A 21,625-nucleotide genomic window follows, 5' to 3' on the forward strand; every position below is an offset into this window, starting at 1 on the left:
TGAAGCATTTTTTTGCAACAGAGGCCCTAGTTTCTCGTTACTACTTAACTTCGTCAAAGTATTTTTGAGCACCTGGGTGAACTTCAATACCGATTCCGTCTAAGCCTGTTTCAGCTTTAATGAACTCGCCTTTAGCATGACCAATTTTATCCGTGTTGTCATAAATAGCTTTAGTCATGGCATACACTAGTTCTTCCGAAAGGTCTTTATTAACTGCTAACATCGCACCTACTGATACAGCTGGAACGTCAGATTCCAAACCATATGTTCCTGAAGGGATCTTATCCACTGCATAATAAGGGTATTTCGCGATTAATTCTTTTGCTTTATCTGCTTCAACCGGTATAATAGTTACACCATTTGTTGCATTTAATGCTTCTACAGCACCGGTTGGGTAACCAGCTGTGATGAATGCTGCATCAATTTGACCTGATTGAATACCGTCAGTTGATTCACCGAAGTCTAAATTTTGCGCTTGGATATCATCTTTAATTGATAAGCCATGGATTTCTAATAATTGCTCAGCGTTTGCATAAGTACCTGAACCTGGTGCACCTACAGAAACTTTTTTACCTTTTAAGTCTGCAAATGATTTAATCCCTGAATCTGCTAATGTTACTAATTGAACTGTTTCCGGATATAAAGCACCTAATGCTACTACAGAGTCGATTTTTTGCCCTTCAAACATTAAAGTACCTTGTGTTGCATAGTATGCGATATCTGTCTGAACGAAGGCAATTTCTCCCTTGCCACCAGCTAACGCCGTCATATTAGCAGCAGAAGCCTGTGATACTTCCGCAGTTGTTTTTACCCCAGTCTCAGTTGTGATTAAGTCCGCAAATGTACCGCCTAATGGATAGTAAGTCCCTTGCGTACCACCTGTTAAAATACTTAAGTAATCAACACCATAATCTACCTCTGTATTTGAATCTCCAGTGTTAGAACCAGTATCCGTAGATGTCTCTTCATCATCACTGCCACAAGCAGCTAGCACTAACATAAATACACTTAGTACTAATACAAATAGCATATTTTTAGATTTGAACATAAAAATTCCCCCTTTACACCTAATATGGATACATTTTACATAGAATAATATTCAAAAGTCAATTAATATTTCAAAAGTCTCATTATTCCGATAATTATATTTTTCTAAAAAAACCGTAAAAATGCTGTTAAATGTAGTTTTTCACTCGAGGTATTTTTACTAATAAACTATTTCATGTTTATATTAAGTAAATTTGTCCCATAAAAAAATATCATGTACGAGTTGGCACATGATATATCTTTATATAGAATTTCAGATTATTTATTCGACGACCCCGCAAACTATACGGGCTCCCGAATTACCGGCTGGATCTGTTTTATAGTCATCTGCTTTTTCATGAATGACGACAGACGTGCCATCTTCATCAAATAAAGAATTTTTCTCACCTTTTTTTAGTGTGAAATCAGCTGTTATAAAGTTTAAATGTACTTCACCTGATTCATCCGCAGTTATATTCGGCAAATCACCAACATGTGGCCCTGAAGGATTCTCCACCCCATGCTTTTTATCGGTCGGATTAAAGTGTGCTCCCGCTGATTCGAATTTAGGAGGTTCACATTTACCAAACTCATGTAAATGGATTCCGTGGTCACCTGGAGGCAAACTGTTTAAAATAGCTGTTAGTTCCACTCCTTTAGTTGTCTCCGTAAAAACAATTTCACCAACTAACTTTTCATTCATATCATACATAATTGCCTTTGCCGACAATGCTTCAGGTGCACTTACAGGTATCTTTTCTTTTTGAAAGAAGTTACATCCGCCTAACATGAGTACACTTAAAAATAAGATTATAATTCGCACAATATCTCCTCCTTGAAGCTAGTATTTCAAAAAAGGAGGGTAAATATACAAAAAGCCACCCAAAAGTGAGTGGCTCATTCAGTATTAATCTAAAACTTTTATCGTTACTGTACGACGTCCCCATTCATAGGCATTGTTTAGGTTTGGGATAAATACATCGATTTTATTGCCTTTAATTGCTCCACCTGTATCGGCAGCAATGGCTTCACCATAACCTTCCACCCAAACCTTTGTCCCTAATGGTATAATGCGTGGGTCTACCGCTATTACTTTTAAATGGGGATTTGCACGTAAGTTTGTACCATTTGCGGTTGTGCCCGAACAGCCCTCACAATATGCAGTATATGCTGTTGCTTCAACAGTCATTGTTTTTCCTTCACTAGGTGCTTCACCTGAATATGTCGGCGTCTCTATTTCTGGCGGTGTCCAACTCTCTTCTCCTGATGCACTTTTAACTTCACTAGCCGCCACTTCCTCTTCCAAAGGTCCGGAAACAGCGAGTGTATCGCCCGCATAAATCATATTTGAATTGAGACCATTCCATTCCTGTAATTGGTCCACCGTAATATCATGTTCTAATGCAATTCTATATAATGTATCCCCTTGTTCAATTGTATATAGGGGATCTTCTATTGTAACATCCATTGTATCACCAACATATATTACATCATTCGGGTAATTATTAATTTCTTTTAAAGCGGCGACGGACGTCTCGAATTGTTGACTAATACTATAAAGCGTATCATCCGATTCAATTGTGTAAGCAGCTGCTCCATTTGTAAAAACTCCACTTGAAGCAATTACTCCAGCCAATAAAAATACTAATAGGTTTTTATGTCTCAAATCTTTTTTCCCTCCATATTCTTTGCAACTAAGTTTACTCATTTTCACCCTGCTCCAAATTTACCGCAAATACATTGCAATTTTATGTCGCTTCCATGAACCCTCCATTACAAGCATATTTCAGAGCTTTTGGATAATTATTACTAATATTGAAGGGAATTATACATAGAGTTATCATTTTTTTGTGGAGTAACAACAAAGATGAATATAGAAGTTGCCATTTTGTTTTCAAGCATGTTACAAATACTTCAATCAACTCAACATTTTTAAATTCCGTCGATAATAAAGAAAAGGAGGGGTTACTTTGGAAATCAGCTCTATGATGGCAGCTCAAGTTGCATCTTTACAGCAAACGGTGCAATTGAGCATTCTTGACAAAGCGATGAATACGGGGGCAGCCACTGTTGTTGAGATGATGGAATCACTACCCCAAGCTCAGACAGTTCCAGCAGCCCATCCTTATAAAGGACAATCGATTGACGTCCAAGTTTAGGCTGGAAAGAAAAAACGCTCTTGAATTTTTTTCAATGAGCGCTTTTTCTATTTTGCTTGCCATATTAATATATTTTTACATACCATTTGCTTATCTTTTATCTGTAAACATCATGTTAAAGTTTCATAAATTACTTTTATAAATTCATTTTTCGGGTATAACTAATAGTACAATTAAAGTATCAACTAAAAGGAGTGATTCTTATAGGAATCCATACGTTTTTTACAAGTTTAAATGATTTAGAACGCATCATTCGTTGTCCCGGTCGGTTTAAATTTGAAGAACATAACGTAGCGGCACATTCATGGAAGGTATCTCAGTATGCCATGTTTTTTGCAACATTGGAGGAACGTGCAGGCAGTAAAATTGACTGGAAATCTTTATATGAGAAAACAATCAATCATGATTTCGCTGAAGTATTTATTGGGGATATAAAAACACCAGTCAAGCATGCGAGTGTCGAGTTAAAACAAATGCTTGCCCATGTCGAAGAAAAAATGATGGAAAAGTTTATACTAGAAGAAATACCATCTGATTTGCAAGAAGTATTCTTTGACCGAATGAAAGAAGGTAAAGATCAGACGATAGAAGGTCGTTTACTTGAATTCTCTGATAAGCTTGATCAGTTTTATGAATCATTTTCAGAACTTAAGCGTGGAAACACCGATAAGGAATTTGTCTATATGTATGAAAGTGCGTTAAGTAAGCTCCTATTAATAAATTTACCGGTATCTGTTGCTTACTTCCGCAATGAAATTTTATCAGATGTTGTGACGGAAAAAACTGTGATTGATATTGCTTTATTAACAGAAAATATTCTACAGCAGCATACTGACTAACGACAGAAGGCTTCCGAATTATAAGGAAGGCTTTTTTTTTTTGGACTCACCACTCGAATTGTGTAATGAGGTAAATAGAGGAATGAATTTCCCTTATTTCGAAAATAAAATAAAAAATAGTAAAAATAAGGGAAGGGATTTCCGTTATTGACCTAAAAAACATAAAATTTCGGGATTTTATTTAAAATAACGGTAAAATGTTCCCTTATTTATTCAAAAATAAGCGCCATCATTCAAATAACGGTAAAATCTCCCCTTATTTAATGAGGGCATGTTCCCCACTAGTTCTTGGAAATGGTGAGGCTCTTTTTTTTTCTTTTTTGTAACGAATTCAATTTTGAAGGTACTATAATAATAAACCATCATTTTGTGAGGTGAACTGGGTGGATGCGCTAGAACAAATATACCGGGAGCTGCAACCGAAAATATACGCTTATTTTTATATTAAAACATCCAATTCAGCCATCGCTGAAGATCTTACACAGGATGTTTTTTACGAAGCAGCAAAATCGATCCATACATATCGCGGTGAAGCGGCACTATCGACATGGCTTTTTCATATTGCAAATAACTTATTAAAAAAGTATTACCGTAAAAAAAGTTATGAAAAGAGCTTAGCATCCAAAATAGAGGCACAACCTTCGATAACATTATTTACTACCGAACAAATTATTGAACTAAAAGATGAATCCAAACGGCTCCTGTCAAAGATTGAACAGCTCGGTCCTCCATTTAAGGATATTGTATTGCTTCGAATTATTGGTGAACTAAGTTTTAAGGAAATTGGTGAGCTGCTGGAGCTAAGCGAAAACTATGTACGTGTTAATTTTCACCGGCAAAAAATTAAGCTACAACGAGAGGAGGAATTGTTATGAATTCATGTAAAATTACCGAGGACTTATTGCCTTTATATGAAGAAAATCTTGTCCAGCCTGAAACAAAACAATGGATTGAGCAACATTTAGCCAGTTGTCCAACTTGCCAAAAGCTTACTTCCGCCACAATGGGAGAATTACCAGCGCTACCGTCACCTAAAAAGGCAGCTTCGAAAATGATAAAGCACACTCATTTAAAACTTACTGTTTATCAGCTTTTATTCGTCATTCTTTCTTTTGTCTTTGCCATAAACACTTCCTTATTAAATGAAAGCTTAACATTTATTTTGTCTTATTTTATTTTAGGGATTGTAACATTTTACTTTTATCGTCATACAATTCTTACACTATTGTTGGCATTCGTCCCTGTGTTTATTTGGTCAATTTATACGACAATCGATTCTTTCGGCTCCTATTCGAATTGGTATGCCAACCAAATCATATACCACTCCTCTACCCTTTCACTTTTATGGGAAATTACTTTGGGAGGTCTATTTACTGCTTTTATTCACACTATCTTTACTGTTCTGGGAATTCTCGTGGTCAAATTACTTATTCAAGCTTTTAAAAAGGAGGATGCGATATGAAAAAGTGGCTCTCAATTCTACTGGCCCTCGTTATTACAGGTTCCGTACTGTTCGGTTATAGCGAATTTAACGGCAATTTCATTTCAAAACAAATTGCTAAGTCTACGTTAAAGGCATACTTAACCGAACATTATCCAAATACCAGTTTTCGAGTAGAAAAAGGCTCCTTTAATTTTAAATTTAATACCTATGATTTTGATGTAACTTTCAACGAAGAACCTAATTATTGGAACTATACATTTGAAGTAGGTCCTAAATATGTACCAACTACGATTGAAGCTAAGATGATGCATTATGATTCAAGGGATGAAACAAAATCGAATGACTGGAGCGATCAAGGTTCACAATATGTAAAAAACTTATTAGAAACATTCCCGGTTGGTAACATATTTTACTCTATCGACGTCCCGAATCAATTTTCTCAAACGAAGTGGACTCCTACTGTAAATGTTATCGTTCCACCTTCGATTACAATGGAGTTTCCTTTATATAAAGGTGAAACAGAAGAGGAATTTATTAAAATTGTTCAAGAAATTCAATCTGTGTTAGACGCAGATAATATTAAGTATGATACTGTATTTATTTATATGGATGAAAAAATTGATAACCGTGACGGCAAAAAAGAGGGCTATGCATCCATTTATTATGAACGAAAGTACAATGTAGAGTTTCAGGCGAATGTACCCGTTACGATAGATGATATTCATTAAGACGGTTCAAATCATTTGACTTTTTTTATGAAACGTACTTTCTTGCACATAGCAAAAAGTTGTTATATTATATGAATAAGGCTACGTTGTACGTACGAATATTAAGTTTTAACCTTTATACTTATACAGGGAGTTTTACATCGATGTTGGAATGGCGTGCCTGGACTCTTTTGACTTCAGGATAGACAGGATAGCATTTGCGAACACCCACTTTGAGGAGTGGTGGTTTAAAACTTTCTATAATAACTACGGCAATGTGGCTGCTTACATAAGTAGCGTCATATCAAGGTTTATACAGCATCTTAACCAAATTGGTTGAGGTGCTTTTTTCATTTTATTTAAAAAATAAAAAAAGGCCTTATTAACCCAAAAATATTACATTTAATTTATGTCGCGTATCATCATCGATTAAATTGTAAAATTCCATGTGTTCACAGCCTTTTATGCATAATAAAAAGCCACACCCGATTGGTTGTGACTTCGAATATCACTTTACTTCTTCTATGGAAACAATGTGGTTTGTAAATATTAGTTCTGATTGCTCTTCTTTTCCATTATTTAAAACGAATCTTATATAACCATAATGAAAGTAACCGTCATCCTTTAAATACATTTCTTCAAATTCCTCAAGACTTGCTTTCATCTCTATCTTTTCACCATTACTTAATCGTAAAATTAAACTCATAACTATACCTCCATTCACAGTAATCATAATACAAATGGAAATTATTGTCGCTAATATATCTTAAATAATAAAAAGCCGTCAGCAAATAGGTCACATCAAGCATATTCTCATTTAATGCGAATATGCTTTTTTGTTTTCTTAACATGAAATAGGGTAAATATTTACAATTGATATTCATCTATGACAAAATTTATAAAATGACATCATTTTGGAGGAACCGATATGAAGAAAATTTTATGTATTGGCGAGCTATTAATCGACTTTTTTACAACTCAAACCGAGCAATCAATAATAGAAGCAACTACATTTGAAAAACAAGCAGGCGGAGCTCCAGCTAATGTCGCAACTGCTATTGCCAAGCTCGGGGGACAGGCGTATTTTTGCGGAAAAGTTGGTGACGATGCATTTGGTCACTTTCTGAAACAAACTTTAGAGCATGCAGGTGTTCATACAGACCAGCTTATATTTGATTCAACTACATCCACTACTTTAGCTTTCGTATCCAGACAGGCGGATGGCGAACGGGATTTTATCTTTAACCGAGGCGCTGATGAGTTGCTTCGCATTGAAGACCTCAATCTCCAACATTTAATGTCCATTGATATGATCCATTTCGGTTCAGCAACAGCTCTATTAAGTGAACCCTTTAGCAGAACTTACGAACAGTTAATGCAAACTTTATTATTACAAAATCATTTTATTTCATTCGATCCAAATTACCGTGCTGACTTATGGAAACACGATACTGAACAGTTTATTCAAAAATGCGAACCGTTTATCGAAGCAGCTTACTTCATTAAAATGAGTAATGAAGAATTAATGTTATTGTCCCGGGCAGAGAGCTTTGAACAAGCAATTGAATGGCTGAATCAGTTTACCGACAAAACAATTGCCATTACACAAGGAGCTGACGGGACATTCCTCGTACAAAACGGAAAAATAACAACTGTACCGGCAAATCCAGTAAACTGTATCGATTCAACAGGGGCTGGCGATGCTTTTGTTGGTGCCGTTTTATATGAGCTGAGTAAACGTGATGAAATGAACCTTTCTTTTAATGAGTGGGTGAACATTATTGGATTTGCCAACTTTGTCGCTTCAAAAGTTTGTGAAAAAGTCGGTGCAATTGATGCACTTTTAGCATTAGAAGACTTACAAAAATAAAGAAAAAGAAGGTATGCTAAAATTTTTTCCTTTAACATACCTTCTATACCAGCTAATTAGGAAGTATTATTTCTACTTTTGTTCCCTTCCCTAGCTTGCTCTCTATATTAAATTGCCCTTCATGACGTTTTACAATTTCCGTGACAATTGCCAAACCAAGACCACTGCTTTGGCTTGAGCGCGATGGGTCAACGCGGTAAAAACGTTCCTTTACCTTTTCCAGTGCTTCCTCAGGAATTCCAATGCCGTAATCCTGTATAACAACGATTATGGCATCGTCTTTTTTACTGCAGGTTACAATAATTTTCCCCTTATCTTCACTATATCGAATTGCATTTGACAATAAGTTATCCCACACTTGCTCAAATAATTGCTCATCAGCAAATACTTCAATTGGTTCCAGCTCATATACAAGCTCCATCTGCTTATCATCCAGCTTCCAGCGTTTTGAAAACAGACGTTCCTTTAATTGTTTTTCCAACGAATAACGCTTTTTTTCAATCGGCAGGTTTTTCTGATCCAATGAGCTCAACAGCAGCAACTGCTTTGTCAATGCTGAAAGACGCTTCGTTTCCTGCTCAATTATTTCTAAATACTGCACACGTTCTTCTTCAGTATTCTCCGCATCTTTCAAGACATTTGCGTACCCTTGAATATTAAGTAACGGCGATTGAAAATCATGCGATACATTGTTTATAAAATCCTTCTTAATCTGATCGTTTTCCGCTAAACGATTTGCCATCTTTTGAAACTGTGTTGCAAGTTGGCCGAGTTCATCGTTCCGATCAATTTCCAAATGAATATCATAGTCTTCCTGTGCAATTTGCTCGGTTGCTTCTTGCAGTTGTTTTAACGGTCTTACAAGCTGGCGTGCGAGTAAAATCATTGTCAAAAGAATTACAACTGCAGTAATAATAATAAAACTGACGAGTAATAAATGCATTTCAGAAAAGAGCGTTGCGTTAGCTGGCCGAATGAAAAATGCATAATTTTCATTATTAAGGCTAAAGGCCAACCCAACTGTATTTTGAATATCATTCGCAAAATGATCCATAAATAAAGAAGATCCTTTATACTCCTGAATTCCGTGATATACATTATCAGAACCAATAATATTCAGCATGTTATCGTTTAATTTGACCTTGTTGAAATTATTTCCGTATATTGACACACTTCCCGACTGATCAACCACTGCAATTTGATAGCCAAGCTTGGCAACCGCTTCAAAATAGGCTTCATAGCTTTCACTCGGCATCGTCGTTACAATATTTTTTACTTCCTGTGCTACCTCATAATTTTTAGCATCCGTATTCGGCCGAATTTGTGATTGATAAATTTGACCAATCAACAACATAGACATAGTAATACTTACAACAATTACGGCCAAAGTTACAACAATATATTGCTTATACAATGTTTTCATTTTAATTCCTCTATTTTATAGCCAATGCCTCGTACTGTTTGAATTTTTACGTGTGCATTTACTTCTTCCAATCGACTTCGTAAACGTTTAATATGGGTTGTCAGCGTGAAGTCATCCCCATCATAATCATAGCCCCATACTTGCTCCATAAGCTGGTCACGCGTAAACACCACTTCCGGCCTCGTAGTTAAAATGCTTAGCAGTTCAAATTCCTTTAAAGGTAATAATAATACTTGCTCCCCTACTTTAACTTCAAATGTCTGGCGGTCAATTAGCATATTAGAAATTTTTGTTTGACTACGTTCAAGTTTTTGAAAACGCCGTAAAATTGCACGCACTCTAAATAAAAGTTCTTTCGGTTCAAATGGCTTTACCATATAATCATCCGCACCTGCCAAAAAACCTTTTTCCTTATCTTCCAGCGTTGTCTTAGCGGTTAACATTAATACCGGAACACCAACTTCAGTTAAGCGCTTCGTCAAAGAAATGCCATCCATTTTCGGCATCATCACATCTACAATCGCCAAATCCACTAATTCCTGCTGTAAAATAGTCAATGCCTCTAAGCCATTACTCGCAAATAATGCTTCGTAGCCTTCTTTTTTCAGATGAATACCAATTAATTTCCGTATAAATCCATCATCATCTACAACTAAAATCCGCATTAATTACACCGCCTTCTTATACTAAAAAGAGACACCGAATTACTCGATGCCTCCCTTTTATCTATTACGCCTTACTTTTTGTCTTTTTCAAACGTTAAGATCAGCATTGGTAATAGCATACCACGTACTAGGAATGTATCAATAATAATCCCTACAGATACGATAAAGCCAAAGACGAACAAATCGGCAATCGGCATTGTCATTAATGCCGCAAAAGTTGCTGCTAAAATAATACCTGCTGATGAAATTACGCCACCCGTATTACGGATTGCAATTTCAAGCGCCTCTTTCACATTCATACGTTTGCGCTCTTCAAGGAATCGGGATACTAAAATAATATTGTAGTCGATTCCTAAAGCTACTAAGAATATGAAGGCATACACTGGTACTCGTGTACTGATGGCATCATATCCAAATAATGCATCAACTAAGAATATACCTAGTCCTAGTGCCGATAAATAAGACACTAAAATTGTTGCCATCATATAAATCGGCATTCTCCAAGATTTCGTTAATACGAATAACAGAACTAAAATTAAGATTGTTTCTAAAACAACAATTTTAATGATGTCATCGTTATTCACATTTCGCTCATCTACTAATTTTGCTGTCGTACCCGCAAAAAGTAATTCCCCATTAATACCAGCTGCAGCTAAATAATCTGCGCTGTTTTCACGCATATCTTCAAGCTTTTCAATCGCTTCTGGTGAATATGGACTTACATCAAATGCCATCGATAATTTCATTTTAGTTTCATCATCTGATACAGCAGATGTACGAACAGATGCAATATTTTCTTCTGTTGATAACGCTTCAGTTAAAGCTTGTTTTTGTTCCTCTGTTAATGGTTGCTCGCTTTCAACGAATAGTGAAGTCGGTGCAAGTTCCCCTTTATCAAAGCGCGACTCAACAATTTCATAACCAACACGTGACGGCAATTCTTCCGGGAATGATTTTACCGTATCATACTCATATTCTAAGTTGAGTACGTTAAACGAAGTAATTAACATGAAGATTAATACTAATCCACCTGATAGGTAAGGTTTGTTTACAACAAACTTTGCAATCGGTCCCCAAATACCATGTTTTACTTCTTTTGCTTGACCGTATTTCGGAACTTTTGGCCAGAATGCTTTACGTCCAAATAACGCAAATAACGCTGGCACTAATGTAATCGATCCAATCATGATCACAAATACAGCCGTACCAAAAATTGGTGCGAAGTTTTGATAGTCACGGAAGTCCGCGAAGAATAAAACAAGCATAGCTGCAAGCACTGTTCCACCTGCAAAGAATACCGGCTCACCAGTTGCACGCATTGCGTATTTCATTGCTTCATATTTATCTTCATAATGATTTAATTCTTCACGGTAACGTGAGAATACGAATAACGAATAATCGATTACAGCTGCAAATAATAAAATACTCATAATCGATGTTGTTGAATTATTAATTTCTAGACCAGCTGCACCCATTAAAGCAACCGACTGATTTACTACTTGATAAACAATCACCGTTGCAAGTAATGGAATAATTGCTAATAGCGGTGAACGATAAATAATAATTAATAAAACTAAAATAATTCCGATTGTCGCGAATAACAATTGTAAGTCTGCTTGCTCAAACAGCTTTACTGTATCTCCAGCAATCCCCGCAGGACCTGTAATATAAAACTGTGTATCTCCAGTTTTTTCAGCTGCTTCATTCCCAATTTCAGATGCAAAATCGTTAATTTCCGCATAATCAGCATTACCAAGACCTTTTTCCAACGTCATTGGCACGATCATTGTCGTTTTGTCTTCAGACGTGAAACCTGCTAAAGCTTGCGGCGGTAATTGCGAGATGTCGATAATTTGATCGATACCTTCAATATTTTCCGTAATCATTGCATTTAAAATCTCTTTTACACTGTCTACATTAATTTCCCCATCTTCATTATGGAAAACTAGTATACCTGGGGTACCTTCATCGTTCGGGAAGTACTCGCTTAATTTATTTTCAGCGATAATCGACTGTGCATCATCCGGCAGCGATTGGAAGTTTGATACTTTGTATTCACTTAGCATTGGACCGGCGCTTAAACCAATCATTAACACAAGCCATACAATAAGCGTAATCCATGCTCCGCGTTTCGTTGATACCCAATCTGTTATTGGCCTTAATAGCTTGTTCATTGTATTCCTCCTTTTTTCACACTTCTGCATTGTAAAACAACTATATGAACTCTATATAAACTCAAATGAATTTATCCTTTAGTTCGGAAGATATTACAAAGACCGAAATGTTGAATTAACAGCATTCCGGTCTTTGTAATATCTTGTATTTAGTTAGTTTATACAATATTTTGTTTTTTTATTAATATATATTCGACGAGCTGCTTTTTGTCGATTTTCCCGACGGCTGTTTTCGGTAATTCCTGCAGAAAATGAATTTGCTTCGGGACTTTGTAATTAGCCAGTTGTTCTTTACAATACTGGAAAAGTTGGTGTTGAAGCTGTTCTGAAGGATTTTCCACAATTATAAATGCCACAACACATTCGCCCCACTTTTCATTCGGAACACCAATAACTGATACCTCCTGTACTGCTTCATGGGCGATTAGGCATTGTTCGACTTCCTGGGGGTAAACATTTTCCCCCCCCGATATAATCATTTCTTTTTTCCGACCTACGATATAATAATCGCCGTCTTTATCAATTTTCGCCAAATCCCCTGTTTTTAACCAGCCCTCATCAAAAGTATTAGCCGTTGCTTCTTTATCATTCCAGTAATGTTTAAAAACATGACTGCCTTTTAAATATAGTTCGCCAACTTTACCTAGCGCGCATCGCTTTCCTTCCTTATCTATAATTTTCACTTCATTGAAAAGCATACTTTTTCCGATGGCTCCCTTTTTCTTCATTGCAACTTCTGCATCAATGAAAAAGTTATTCGGTCCTGCTTCCGTTAAACCGTATCCCTCTTTAAATAACAGCCCTTTCCTTTGAAAGCATTCATAAATTGGTTTTGGACAAGGTGCCCCTCCCGATAAAAATACTCTCACTGTAGGAAAATCGGATTTCTTAAAGTATTCGGTTTCAATCATAAGCTGATACATTGTCGGCACAAATAACGAGAGGGTTGTTTTATATTCATCCACCGCACGAACCGCTTTTTCCGGATCAAATTTTTGACCGATTATTACCATTCCACCTGCCAGAAGAATGGGTAATGCAAGTGCATTAATGCCGCCAGTATGAAAAAGAGGCATATAATTTAATGTACAATCTTTGTCATTTAACCCCCAACTAATGACAGTATTCATCGCATTCACAGTAACCGCTTCATACGAGAGTACAACACCTTTTGGTTTTCCTGTTGTTCCTCCGGTATAAATTATCATCCACGGTAGCTGCGGATCATCATGCCAGCTGTATGTAGGAGGCTCAACTAACTCCGAGCTACCGCATGTTAGGAGCTTGGCTGGCGAAAGCAGTTCTGCGCGGTCACTATGTGCATTATCAGCAATGAATAAAGCCGGCGTGCAATCGGATAAAACCGCCTGTAATTCTGATATAGATAACTTTGTATTTAATGGTACATAGATTAATTCGTTTAATCGGCAAGCAATTAAAATAGCAAAGCTTTCGATTGAATTTTCCATTAATGTTGCTACCCGATCCCCCTGCTGCAACTGCTGTTTGGAAAATATATTGCTCCACCAGCCTGCATGCTGCATCAGCTCTTTATACGTCCACGCTTCACCCGTTTCAATTTGAATTAAAGCTGTTTTATCGGGTGTTTGGGACGCTCGTTTTGCAATCCAAAAATCTAGCTGTTGCATAAGCCATCCCACCTTCTACATCATAATACCGCCATCAACTTGAAGAACATGACCTGTAATATAACTTGCCTCATCCGAAGCTAAAAATAAATACGCATTTGCGATATCTTCTGGTTTTCCTAAACGCTGCAGGCTTGTAATACCTTGCATTTGCTGTAATACCTTTTCCGGCATTTTTTCTACCATAGGCGTCGCTGTAAATCCAGGAGCTACAGCATTTACGTTGATTCCTTTGCGTCCAAGCTCCTTTGCCCACGTTTTCGTCATACCGATAATCGCTGCTTTAGTTGCAGCATAGTTTGTTTGACCAAAATTACCGTAAACCCCACTTACTGATGAAGTACTGATAATTTTGCCTGACCCTTGTGCAATCATATGCGGAGCTACCGACTGTGTGCAGTAATAAACCCCGTTTAGATTAATTTGAATCACTTTTTCAAAATCCTCTTCACTCATCTTTACAAGCGTTGCATCACGCGTAATACCCGCATTATTTACCAAGATATCGATTTTGCCAAAATGAGCAACAACTTGTTCAACCATTTGCTTAACTTCAGTCAGTTTGGAAACATCTACTGCAAAAAAGGCAACGTTTTCGCCTAAATCTGCTGCTATTTTTTCTCCCTGTTCTTTGTCGTAATCAACAACGGCCACTTTTGCTCCTTCTTTCAAAAAACGCTTTACGGCTGCATAGCCAATTCCTCCGGCACCGCCTGTAATGATTGCTACTTTATTTTCTAAACGCATTTCTCCACGACCCCTTTTACGATAAAATAAATGTTTCAATTGCATCTTTTGTTTCACCTAAACAATCAACTAGAGGTGAATGTCCACAGTTTGCTAGTTTCATGATTTGAGCACGGCCCTCAAAATCTTCAATAATTTCATTTGTCATTGCTTCAATCACTACAAAATCACGGTCACCGTATAAAATGAATATCGGTATTTGAATATCTTTCACTTGGTTTGTGCTTTCAGTCACTTCATTATCGACCGCACTTATATTAAATGTATTTAATGCATGGTACACATCTGCCAAATTGCGCTGTGTTAGCATATCATCCACATATTGTTCATAGCGTGCCTCATCCGGTTGATTGTGCGTATAAATCGCACTGTTCCAAACAAACTTTAGACCGTCACGATTTTTTGTATCATACATTTGCTGCATCGGTATTGTTTTGACAGGATCTTGCTCGATTTGTTCAATCGTCGTTAATCGATTTGAAAAATCCGGTGTACCATCTGCATTTGAACTATAAAACGGGTAGCCACGCGTAGATCCAGATGCGAATAGCACAAGCTTTTTACTGTAATCCGGATAATCCGCACAAAACTGCATCGCTACATTACCACCTGTTGACCAGCCAATGATTGTAAAATCCTTCAACCCGATTACATCAACAAAAAGCTTAATATCATCACTAAAATCTTTAATCGACGTAATCCGTTCATTATAGGTTGATCCCCCAAAGCCGCGCATATCCACCGCATAAATTGTGAATCGTTCATCCATTGATTCCATCAGTAAATCCCAATGCTTTGAACTTGTCATATTGCCATGCACTAATAAAACCAGTTCATCGCCACCTTCACGCTTACGATACGATAATGTTTCACCATTTGATAATTCCACTTTCGCCAAAACGTCCAGCTTATTCATATTAAGCCCCCCACTTTACTGTAATAGCACCCCATGCATAGCCTATACCTGCACTAACTAATGAAACAATTTGACCTTCCTGAAGCTTGCCTTCTTTTCGGGCAAGACAAAGCGATAAAATTTGATCGATTTGTCCAATATGACCGTAATGTGACAAATAGATTGAATTCCCTTCTAAAAGACCAAGCTCTTTTAATACATAATCATGTGCGGATTTTTTCATATGGAGCATCGCAACGTAATGTAAATTTTCTTGACTATATCCACTTTTCTGCAATGATTGACGAATTACCTTTAAAAAATTGCTTAATGATTTTTGTTCCAACCGAAGCTTCATGCCTTCTGGATCAAGTACATCCAATATAAAACGCCCTGCTTGAAGATGCTCAATTGTTAGCGGCTCCTTTGTACCGCCTACCGGGACCACAACATCCTCAGAAAATGAGCCGTCTGTAATAAGGGCTGCTTCAAGTACTTCATGCCCGCCCGCATTTTTTTGCAAAATCATTGCACCTGCACCTGCACCTAAATTGAACATAAAGCGAGTCCGCTCATTTTCATAATCGATGAAATCATGGTTCCGGTACCCCCCAGCTAATAGCACTGTCTTGATGGAATCATCCGATAACATTAAGCTTTTTGCCACTTTCATCGCCATAATCGCTGTACCACAACGAAGCTGCACATCAAAAGCCCATGCATTTACTGCACCTATTTCTTCCTGAATTTTTATGGCAGCTGTCCATAAAGGGTACTCTTTATGTTCTTCCCCAATATAGATCACAACATCAATCTCCTTGGCATCCACTTGCGCTTCGGCGAGGGCTTCCTTTGCTGCTTTCACACTCATTTCGACTGGATGATCATTCTGTCCGGCTACAACTTTTTCAATAATACCCATTTTCTTTTCAACAACCGCTACTGGAATATTTGCTTTCACTGCAATCTGAGCACCAGTCATTCTTCCTTCAGGTAAGTACATTCCTAGTCCTGTTATTCCTATCATCGCTGTATCTCCTTTTCACGAAGCTTTACAGATGCCTTTGTTTTTTGCCCTTTTTTCAGTTTCCATTCATGGTAGCGCAAAGAAACTGTACCTACGATGCCTCGAGGGAAGAAAATAACAGCTAAAATATATAAAATACCGAAGAAAATAATCCATCGTTCAAAAATCGGGTACTCTCTTGCAAGACCTGATAAGTAATGTTGGGCAAATTCAATGACCCCTGCACCAATAATTGGCCCAATTAATGTCCCAACTCCACCAATAATTGTCATCATCAGTGCATCCAGTGTAATATCCATCGTCATGACACTCGTATTTACGAATCGTAACGAAATAGCATAAAGCGACCCTGCCAAACTCGCAACTGCACCCGCTATTACTGAAGCAATAATTTTATACCCTAGCGTTTTATAGCCCAATGAACGAGTGCGTTGTTCATTTTCCCGAATCGCTACAAGCACTTTTCCAAATGGAGATGCAACAATACGTTTCAGTAAAATGAAAACTACAACTAAACAAATGAGCACAAGAAAGTAAAAATACAACCGCTCCCGAAACAATTCCGGAGCACGAAAGGTAAATCCATCATTTCCTTTCGTTACCGTACGCCATTTTTCAGCTAACACTAAAAACAAACCCGAAATGGCTAGAGTAAACATTGCATAAAAGTGACTTTTTAACCTTAATGTCAGTGCACCGCTAATCACACTAATAATGGCCGACAGTACAATCCCAACAACAATAGAAACAGCAAAGATTCCAATTGACGGACCGTAATCACTAAGCATAATCGCTGTCGTATAGGCGCCAATCCCAAAAAACATTGCATGACCAAATGAAATGATACCCGTGTAACCTAGTAAAATATCGTAACTCATTGCAAGTATTGCAAAAATACAAAACTGTGTTAATAAAATCGTCATTGTTCGAGAATCCAGTACAAACGGTAATACGGCCATGACCCCGACAACTATTGCATACACAACATTCACTTTTGATAATAATAATGGCTGTTTAATCATCGAATCACCCCTTCGCAACCGTAAATAAGCCTTGTGGACGGAAAATTAGTACACTTGCCATTAAAATCATATTGACTGCAACGGATAAAAACGGGACATAGTACGCCATGAAACTTCCAGCAAGCCCTACTAAAATTGCTGCCATTAACGAACCTTGGAAGCTCCCCATTCCGCCGATTACTACAACGATAAATCCTAAAATCGCATATTCCATTCCCATTTCCGCATATACAACCCCTGAATACGGAGCCATCAGCATTCCGCCCAACGCCGCCAATGCCGCACCACACATAAAGACAATTAAAAATACGCGTTTAATATTAATACCTAACGCCTGTGTCATTTCCCGATTCATAACACCAGCCCGAACGACCAGGCCTATTTTGGTACGATTTAAAATGAAATACAAAACCCCAAATAAAGCAAAGCCTACTACGATAATAAAAATCCGGTATTTAATAATTGTTAAATCGCCAATTTGCCAGCTGCCTGCCAAGTAAGAAGGAACTTTAACAGGGACACCATTTGGACCGAACACAACTTTAATCATTTCCTGGAGCACGAGCATAAATCCAAGTGTGATTAAAATTTGCTGTACGTGATTTCCATAAACTGGTTTAATAATGAGCTTTTCCGTAATAAATCCTAGAACAAGACCCGTAAGAATCGCGACAATAATTCCAACTAGAAAACTATTGCTCCATGCATAAGTAAAAACACCGGTATATGCGCCCCATACGAACAGTCCACCATGGGCAAAATTCAGCACATCCATCAAACCGAAAATAAGGGTTAATCCAGCAGCCAATAGGAAAATAAGCATTCCTGTTGCGAGCCCGTTAATTGTTAAACTGATTAATAATTCCATCTGATTCCCCTCCTTACCCTATACCTAAATATTTGCGTTTCAGCTGTTCGTCTTCGATTAAATTTTGCATTTCCCCTGACTGTACGGTCCGCCCGTCATCAATTAATGTGAATGTATCTCCGATTTTACTGGCCATCATGAAGTTCTGTTCGACTAGCACAATCGAAGTATGCTTTTTCATTTCCGTAATGGCCTCCATCACTTTCTCAATGACAATCGGTGCAAGGCCTTTTGATGGTTCATCGATTAAAAGCAGCTTGCTGTCATTGACAAACGCTCTTGCCATTGCAAGCATTTGCTTTTGACCACCTGATAAATTACCGCCCTGTTTTTTCCAGAATTTTTTTAAATCCGGGAATAACTCTAAAATGTATGTCTGCTTTTGCATTGTTGCATCGGTTTCTTTTCGGATTGCCACTTTCATATTTTCTTCTACTGTTAGCTGTCCGAAAATCCCTTGATCCTCAGGCACATAGCCAATTCCACTATTTGCGATATCATAGGGTGCCATTTTCGTAATATCTTTCCCATCGAAATGAATCGTACCTTTCGATGCAGGTGTTAAACCCATAATCGTCCGAAGTGTCGTCGTTTTCCCGGCACCGTTTCGCCCTAATAAAACAGATACTTCTCCCGCTTTCGCTTCAAAATCGATACCTTGCAAAATATGATATTGTGAAATAAACGTTTCCACACGCTCCAAGGTTAAAATATTAGTCATATGCAAGGCCTCCTAAATACGCTTGTTGTACCGTTTCATTGTTCATAATCTCTTCAGGTGTTCCATCAGCTAACAGTGCACCATTGAACAGCACCATAATCGAATCGGACAAATCGATAATCATATCCATTTTGTGCTCGATTAATAGAATCGTTTTATCACCGCGCTCCTTAATTGAACGAATAACATCTAAAATTGCAGGTACTTCTTCCAGTGACATGCCTGCTGTCGGCTCATCCAGTAATAAAATTTCAGTATCAAGTGCCAGTAACATACCTATTTCAAGCTTTCTTTTTTCGCCATGCGACAGCTGATTCGCTACTTGATGCATTTTGTCGGTTAATAGCACTTGTTCTAAAATTCCAATCGCTTCATTCGTAATCTCTTTATATTTCAGAAAGTGGTTGAGCATATGAAAGCGCACTTTCCGCTTTGACTGAACTGCAAGGCGTACGTTTTCCAGAACCGTTAAATTCGGAAATACATTCGTAATTTGAAATGATCGTCCTATACCTAAACGAGTTCGCTCAACAGAGGACTTTTTCCGAAGAGATAGTCCTTTAAAAAACACATCTCCTTCTGTTGGCTCCAGTTCACCACTGATCAAATTAAAGAAAGTTGTTTTTCCTGCACCATTAGGTCCAATAATGGATTTAAAATGCTTAGCTGACATTTCAAAGTTAATGTTATCTACCGCTTTATGCTCGCCAAACTTAATCGATAAATTCCTTGTTTTTATAATCGGTTCCATCATCTCACCCTCTCTTAGTTGATTTCCATTACGGGTCGGACGCTTTCCGCGGGCAAGAAACAAAGTCAAACTTGTTTGTCTTTGTTTCTTTGCGCCGAGGATGGTGGCAATTTATTGCGACCACCGCAGAAGCAACAACCACTTGGAAATGAAGGAAGTTTTTTAACTGCCTCCCCTCCATTCCATTTCGTATAAACTCCATGGAAACCCTTATAACAAAAGGCTGTCTTGAAAGTTCTTCACTTTTTAGACAGCCTCACTTATTTACTAATTTAAAATAGGAGGTTCGGTTTCTTCAGGAAGTAGTTCGCGTATTAATACCGGTACTGGATAATCAAATTCACTTACCTTTTCAAGTCGGATAGCGTACATCGTTTGCAATGCCTGGTGGTCTTCTTTACGGAATGTCATCGTTCCTTTTGGCGTTTCAAATGACATACCTTCCATTAAAGGAATGAGTGCATTTCCATCTGCATCCCCACCTGATTTTTTCAGTGCTTCTACAATCGCAACCGCCGCTGTAAATCCTCCAGGTGTGAACAAATCAGGTACCTCTCCGTTGAATCTTGCTTTATGCTCTTCTACTAACCAATCGTTCACTTCATTGTTTGGTAATGTATGGTGGTATACCGAGAATCCTTCCATACCTACTAAAGGTTCCATAAATTGAAGCGCAATAATGTCAGGTGCACCAGTTGAGATTTTAATCCCTTTTTCCTGTAGCTTTAAATCTGCAATCTGGTTCCAAGGAGAGTTAGCCCCTGCCCATACAACGAATAGAAACTCTGGTTTCGCTTCTATAATTTTTTGTAAATTGGACGTGAAGTCAGTTGCTGCTGGATCTGCATATTCTTCCAATACGATGTCAGCTCCTAATTTTTCAGCCGCTGCTTTAAACGCCGATACCCCATCCCAGCCGAATGAATAGTCAGGTGCAAATGTCGCGATTTTTACACCTTCTCCTGCAATTGCCGCTGCCGCTGCATAAGCATCCTGCGATGAATTTCGCGCTGTTCGAAAGATGTAAGGGTTAAACTCTGAACCTGTAATACTATCTGCTACTGCTGGTTCAACAATCATAATCTTTTCATACTCTTCTGCTAATGGAAGTACTGCCAATGTGTCACCTGAACTTGAAGAGCCGACTAAAAAATCTACCGCGTCATCTTCCAATAGCTTCGTTGCCTTTTGCACCGCTACTTCCGGCTTTGTTTCTGTATCTTCCCAAACGACTTCGATTTTACGTCCTTCCACTTCCATCGTGCCGTCTGTTGCATATTCAAGTCCTAATTCGAAGCCATTTCTCGTTTGCTTGCCGTACGATTCTAGTGCTCCTGTTAATGATGCAAGTACACCAACTTTAATCGGATCTGATGAAGCAGCCGTTTCTTTTGTACTGCTCTCACCTTGCTCAGCTGAAGTAGTTGTAGTTGATGAATCATCACTGTCTGCTGAATCACTGTTACATGCAACTAATAAGAAAACCGATAACACCGCAAAAATTAACCATAAACGCTTTTTCATTCAATGTCCCTCCCAGCAATATTTTCAGCATAGCTATCTGCTTAATCGTAATGTAACATCGCCAAGTTACAAATGAGTTACATTCAATAAACGGGATGGGAATAAAGGGGGAAT

At 37.8% G+C, this 21,625-nt stretch carries 22 protein-coding genes and 1 other RNA gene; 7 read left to right on the forward strand and 16 right to left on the reverse strand.

The window, feature by feature from the left end:
• Positions 1 to 40 precede the first annotated feature (40 nt).
• From SNE38_RS11955 to SNE38_RS11965, 3 genes are all read right to left on the reverse strand, one after another.
• Complete coding sequence (locus SNE38_RS11955; protein WP_191704613.1) at positions 41 to 1,048, reverse strand: TAXI family TRAP transporter solute-binding subunit; 1,008 nt, start codon at positions 1,046 to 1,048, stop codon at positions 41 to 43.
• Between the two features lie 261 nt (positions 1,049 to 1,309).
• A complete protein-coding gene (locus SNE38_RS11960; protein WP_408022379.1) occupies positions 1,310 to 1,849 on the reverse strand; it encodes a superoxide dismutase family protein in 540 nt (179 codons plus the stop codon).
• Between the two features lie 84 nt (positions 1,850 to 1,933).
• Positions 1,934 to 2,734, reverse strand: coding sequence for a LysM peptidoglycan-binding domain-containing protein (locus SNE38_RS11965; protein WP_191704612.1), 801 nt, complete (start codon positions 2,732 to 2,734; stop codon positions 1,934 to 1,936).
• A 280-nt stretch (positions 2,735 to 3,014) separates the two neighbouring features.
• On the opposite strand from SNE38_RS11965, the gene SNE38_RS11970 reads away from it, so the two are divergent.
• From SNE38_RS11970 to ssrS, 6 genes are all read left to right on the forward strand, one after another.
• Positions 3,015 to 3,185 (forward strand): YjfB family protein, encoded by a 171-nt coding sequence (locus SNE38_RS11970; RefSeq protein WP_336046592.1) that lies wholly within the window; start codon positions 3,015 to 3,017, stop codon positions 3,183 to 3,185.
• A gap of 194 nt (positions 3,186 to 3,379) precedes the next feature.
• On the forward strand, positions 3,380 to 4,024 hold the full coding sequence (locus tag SNE38_RS11975; RefSeq protein ID WP_191704610.1) for a YfbR-like 5'-deoxynucleotidase: 645 nt from the start codon (positions 3,380 to 3,382) through the stop codon (positions 4,022 to 4,024).
• A 383-nt stretch (positions 4,025 to 4,407) separates the two neighbouring features.
• Positions 4,408 to 4,899, forward strand: a complete 492-nt coding sequence (locus SNE38_RS11980; RefSeq protein ID WP_191704609.1) for an RNA polymerase sigma factor — start codon at positions 4,408 to 4,410, stop codon at positions 4,897 to 4,899.
• Positions 4,896 to 5,486, forward strand: a complete 591-nt coding sequence (locus SNE38_RS11985) for a zf-HC2 domain-containing protein (RefSeq protein WP_191704608.1) — start codon at positions 4,896 to 4,898, stop codon at positions 5,484 to 5,486. Before SNE38_RS11980 ends, SNE38_RS11985 begins: the two co-directional genes overlap by 4 nt.
• Positions 5,483 to 6,196 carry a YfjL-like protein gene (locus SNE38_RS11990; RefSeq protein WP_191704607.1) on the forward strand — a complete coding sequence of 238 codons (714 nt, stop codon included), beginning with the start codon at positions 5,483 to 5,485 and terminating at the stop codon, positions 6,194 to 6,196. Before SNE38_RS11985 ends, SNE38_RS11990 begins: the two co-directional genes overlap by 4 nt.
• Positions 6,197 to 6,271: 75 nt before the next feature.
• Positions 6,272 to 6,463: non-coding RNA, 6S RNA (ssrS, locus tag SNE38_RS11995), on the forward strand.
• A 220-nt stretch (positions 6,464 to 6,683) separates the two neighbouring features.
• Here ssrS and SNE38_RS12000 read toward each other — a convergent pair.
• A complete protein-coding gene (locus SNE38_RS12000) occupies positions 6,684 to 6,881 on the reverse strand; it encodes a hypothetical protein (protein ID WP_191704606.1) in 198 nt (65 codons plus the stop codon).
• A 222-nt stretch (positions 6,882 to 7,103) separates the two neighbouring features.
• Here SNE38_RS12000 and SNE38_RS12005 point away from each other — a divergent pair, with 222 nt between their 5' ends.
• Complete coding sequence (locus SNE38_RS12005) at positions 7,104 to 8,045, forward strand: carbohydrate kinase family protein (protein ID WP_336046554.1); 942 nt, start codon at positions 7,104 to 7,106, stop codon at positions 8,043 to 8,045.
• Between the two features lie 52 nt (positions 8,046 to 8,097).
• Here the strand turns inward: SNE38_RS12005 and SNE38_RS12010 are convergent, their stop codons facing one another.
• The 12 genes from SNE38_RS12010 to SNE38_RS12065 form a co-directional block, all read right to left on the reverse strand.
• The gene (locus tag SNE38_RS12010; RefSeq protein ID WP_336046555.1) at positions 8,098 to 9,468 is read right to left on the reverse strand and encodes a sensor histidine kinase; all 1,371 of its coding nucleotides are present in this window, start codon (positions 9,466 to 9,468) and stop codon (positions 8,098 to 8,100) included.
• A complete protein-coding gene (locus SNE38_RS12015) occupies positions 9,465 to 10,133 on the reverse strand; it encodes a response regulator transcription factor (protein ID WP_191704603.1) in 669 nt (222 codons plus the stop codon). The genes SNE38_RS12010 and SNE38_RS12015 overlap by 4 nt, the downstream gene beginning before the upstream one ends.
• 71 nt (positions 10,134 to 10,204) lie before the next feature.
• Entirely contained in the window at positions 10,205 to 12,307 is a 2,103-nt protein-coding gene (locus SNE38_RS12020; RefSeq protein ID WP_191704602.1) for an MMPL family transporter, read from the reverse strand.
• A gap of 158 nt (positions 12,308 to 12,465) precedes the next feature.
• Positions 12,466 to 13,956 carry a class I adenylate-forming enzyme family protein gene (locus SNE38_RS12025; protein ID WP_336046556.1) on the reverse strand — a complete coding sequence of 497 codons (1,491 nt, stop codon included), beginning with the start codon at positions 13,954 to 13,956 and terminating at the stop codon, positions 12,466 to 12,468.
• A gap of 15 nt (positions 13,957 to 13,971) precedes the next feature.
• Positions 13,972 to 14,703: a 3-oxoacyl-ACP reductase FabG gene (fabG, locus tag SNE38_RS12030; protein ID WP_191704600.1), complete on the reverse strand. Its 732-nt coding sequence runs from the start codon at positions 14,701 to 14,703 to the stop codon at positions 13,972 to 13,974.
• A 16-nt stretch (positions 14,704 to 14,719) separates the two neighbouring features.
• Complete coding sequence (phaZ, locus tag SNE38_RS12035; protein WP_191704599.1) at positions 14,720 to 15,619, reverse strand: intracellular short-chain-length polyhydroxyalkanoate depolymerase; 900 nt, start codon at positions 15,617 to 15,619, stop codon at positions 14,720 to 14,722.
• A gap of 1 nt (position 15,620) precedes the next feature.
• A complete protein-coding gene (locus tag SNE38_RS12040; RefSeq protein WP_191704598.1) occupies positions 15,621 to 16,625 on the reverse strand; it encodes a 3-oxoacyl-ACP synthase in 1,005 nt (334 codons plus the stop codon).
• Positions 16,622 to 17,647 (reverse strand): branched-chain amino acid ABC transporter permease, encoded by a 1,026-nt coding sequence (locus SNE38_RS12045; RefSeq protein ID WP_191704597.1) that lies wholly within the window; start codon positions 17,645 to 17,647, stop codon positions 16,622 to 16,624. Before SNE38_RS12045 ends, SNE38_RS12040 begins: the two co-directional genes overlap by 4 nt.
• A gap of 4 nt (positions 17,648 to 17,651) precedes the next feature.
• A complete protein-coding gene (locus SNE38_RS12050) occupies positions 17,652 to 18,515 on the reverse strand; it encodes a branched-chain amino acid ABC transporter permease (RefSeq protein WP_336046557.1) in 864 nt (287 codons plus the stop codon).
• Between the two features lie 13 nt (positions 18,516 to 18,528).
• On the reverse strand, positions 18,529 to 19,236 hold the full coding sequence (locus SNE38_RS12055) for an ABC transporter ATP-binding protein (protein ID WP_191704595.1): 708 nt from the start codon (positions 19,234 to 19,236) through the stop codon (positions 18,529 to 18,531).
• Positions 19,229 to 19,987 (reverse strand): ABC transporter ATP-binding protein, encoded by a 759-nt coding sequence (locus SNE38_RS12060; RefSeq protein ID WP_336046558.1) that lies wholly within the window; start codon positions 19,985 to 19,987, stop codon positions 19,229 to 19,231. Before SNE38_RS12060 ends, SNE38_RS12055 begins: the two co-directional genes overlap by 8 nt.
• A gap of 267 nt (positions 19,988 to 20,254) precedes the next feature.
• Positions 20,255 to 21,511, reverse strand: coding sequence for a substrate-binding domain-containing protein (locus SNE38_RS12065; protein ID WP_336046559.1), 1,257 nt, complete (start codon positions 21,509 to 21,511; stop codon positions 20,255 to 20,257).
• Between the last annotated feature and the right edge of the window lie 114 nt (positions 21,512 to 21,625).

This window comes from Solibacillus ferritrahens (assembly GCF_037027585.1).
Classification (GTDB): Bacteria; Bacillota; Bacilli; order Bacillales_A; family Planococcaceae; genus Solibacillus; species Solibacillus ferritrahens.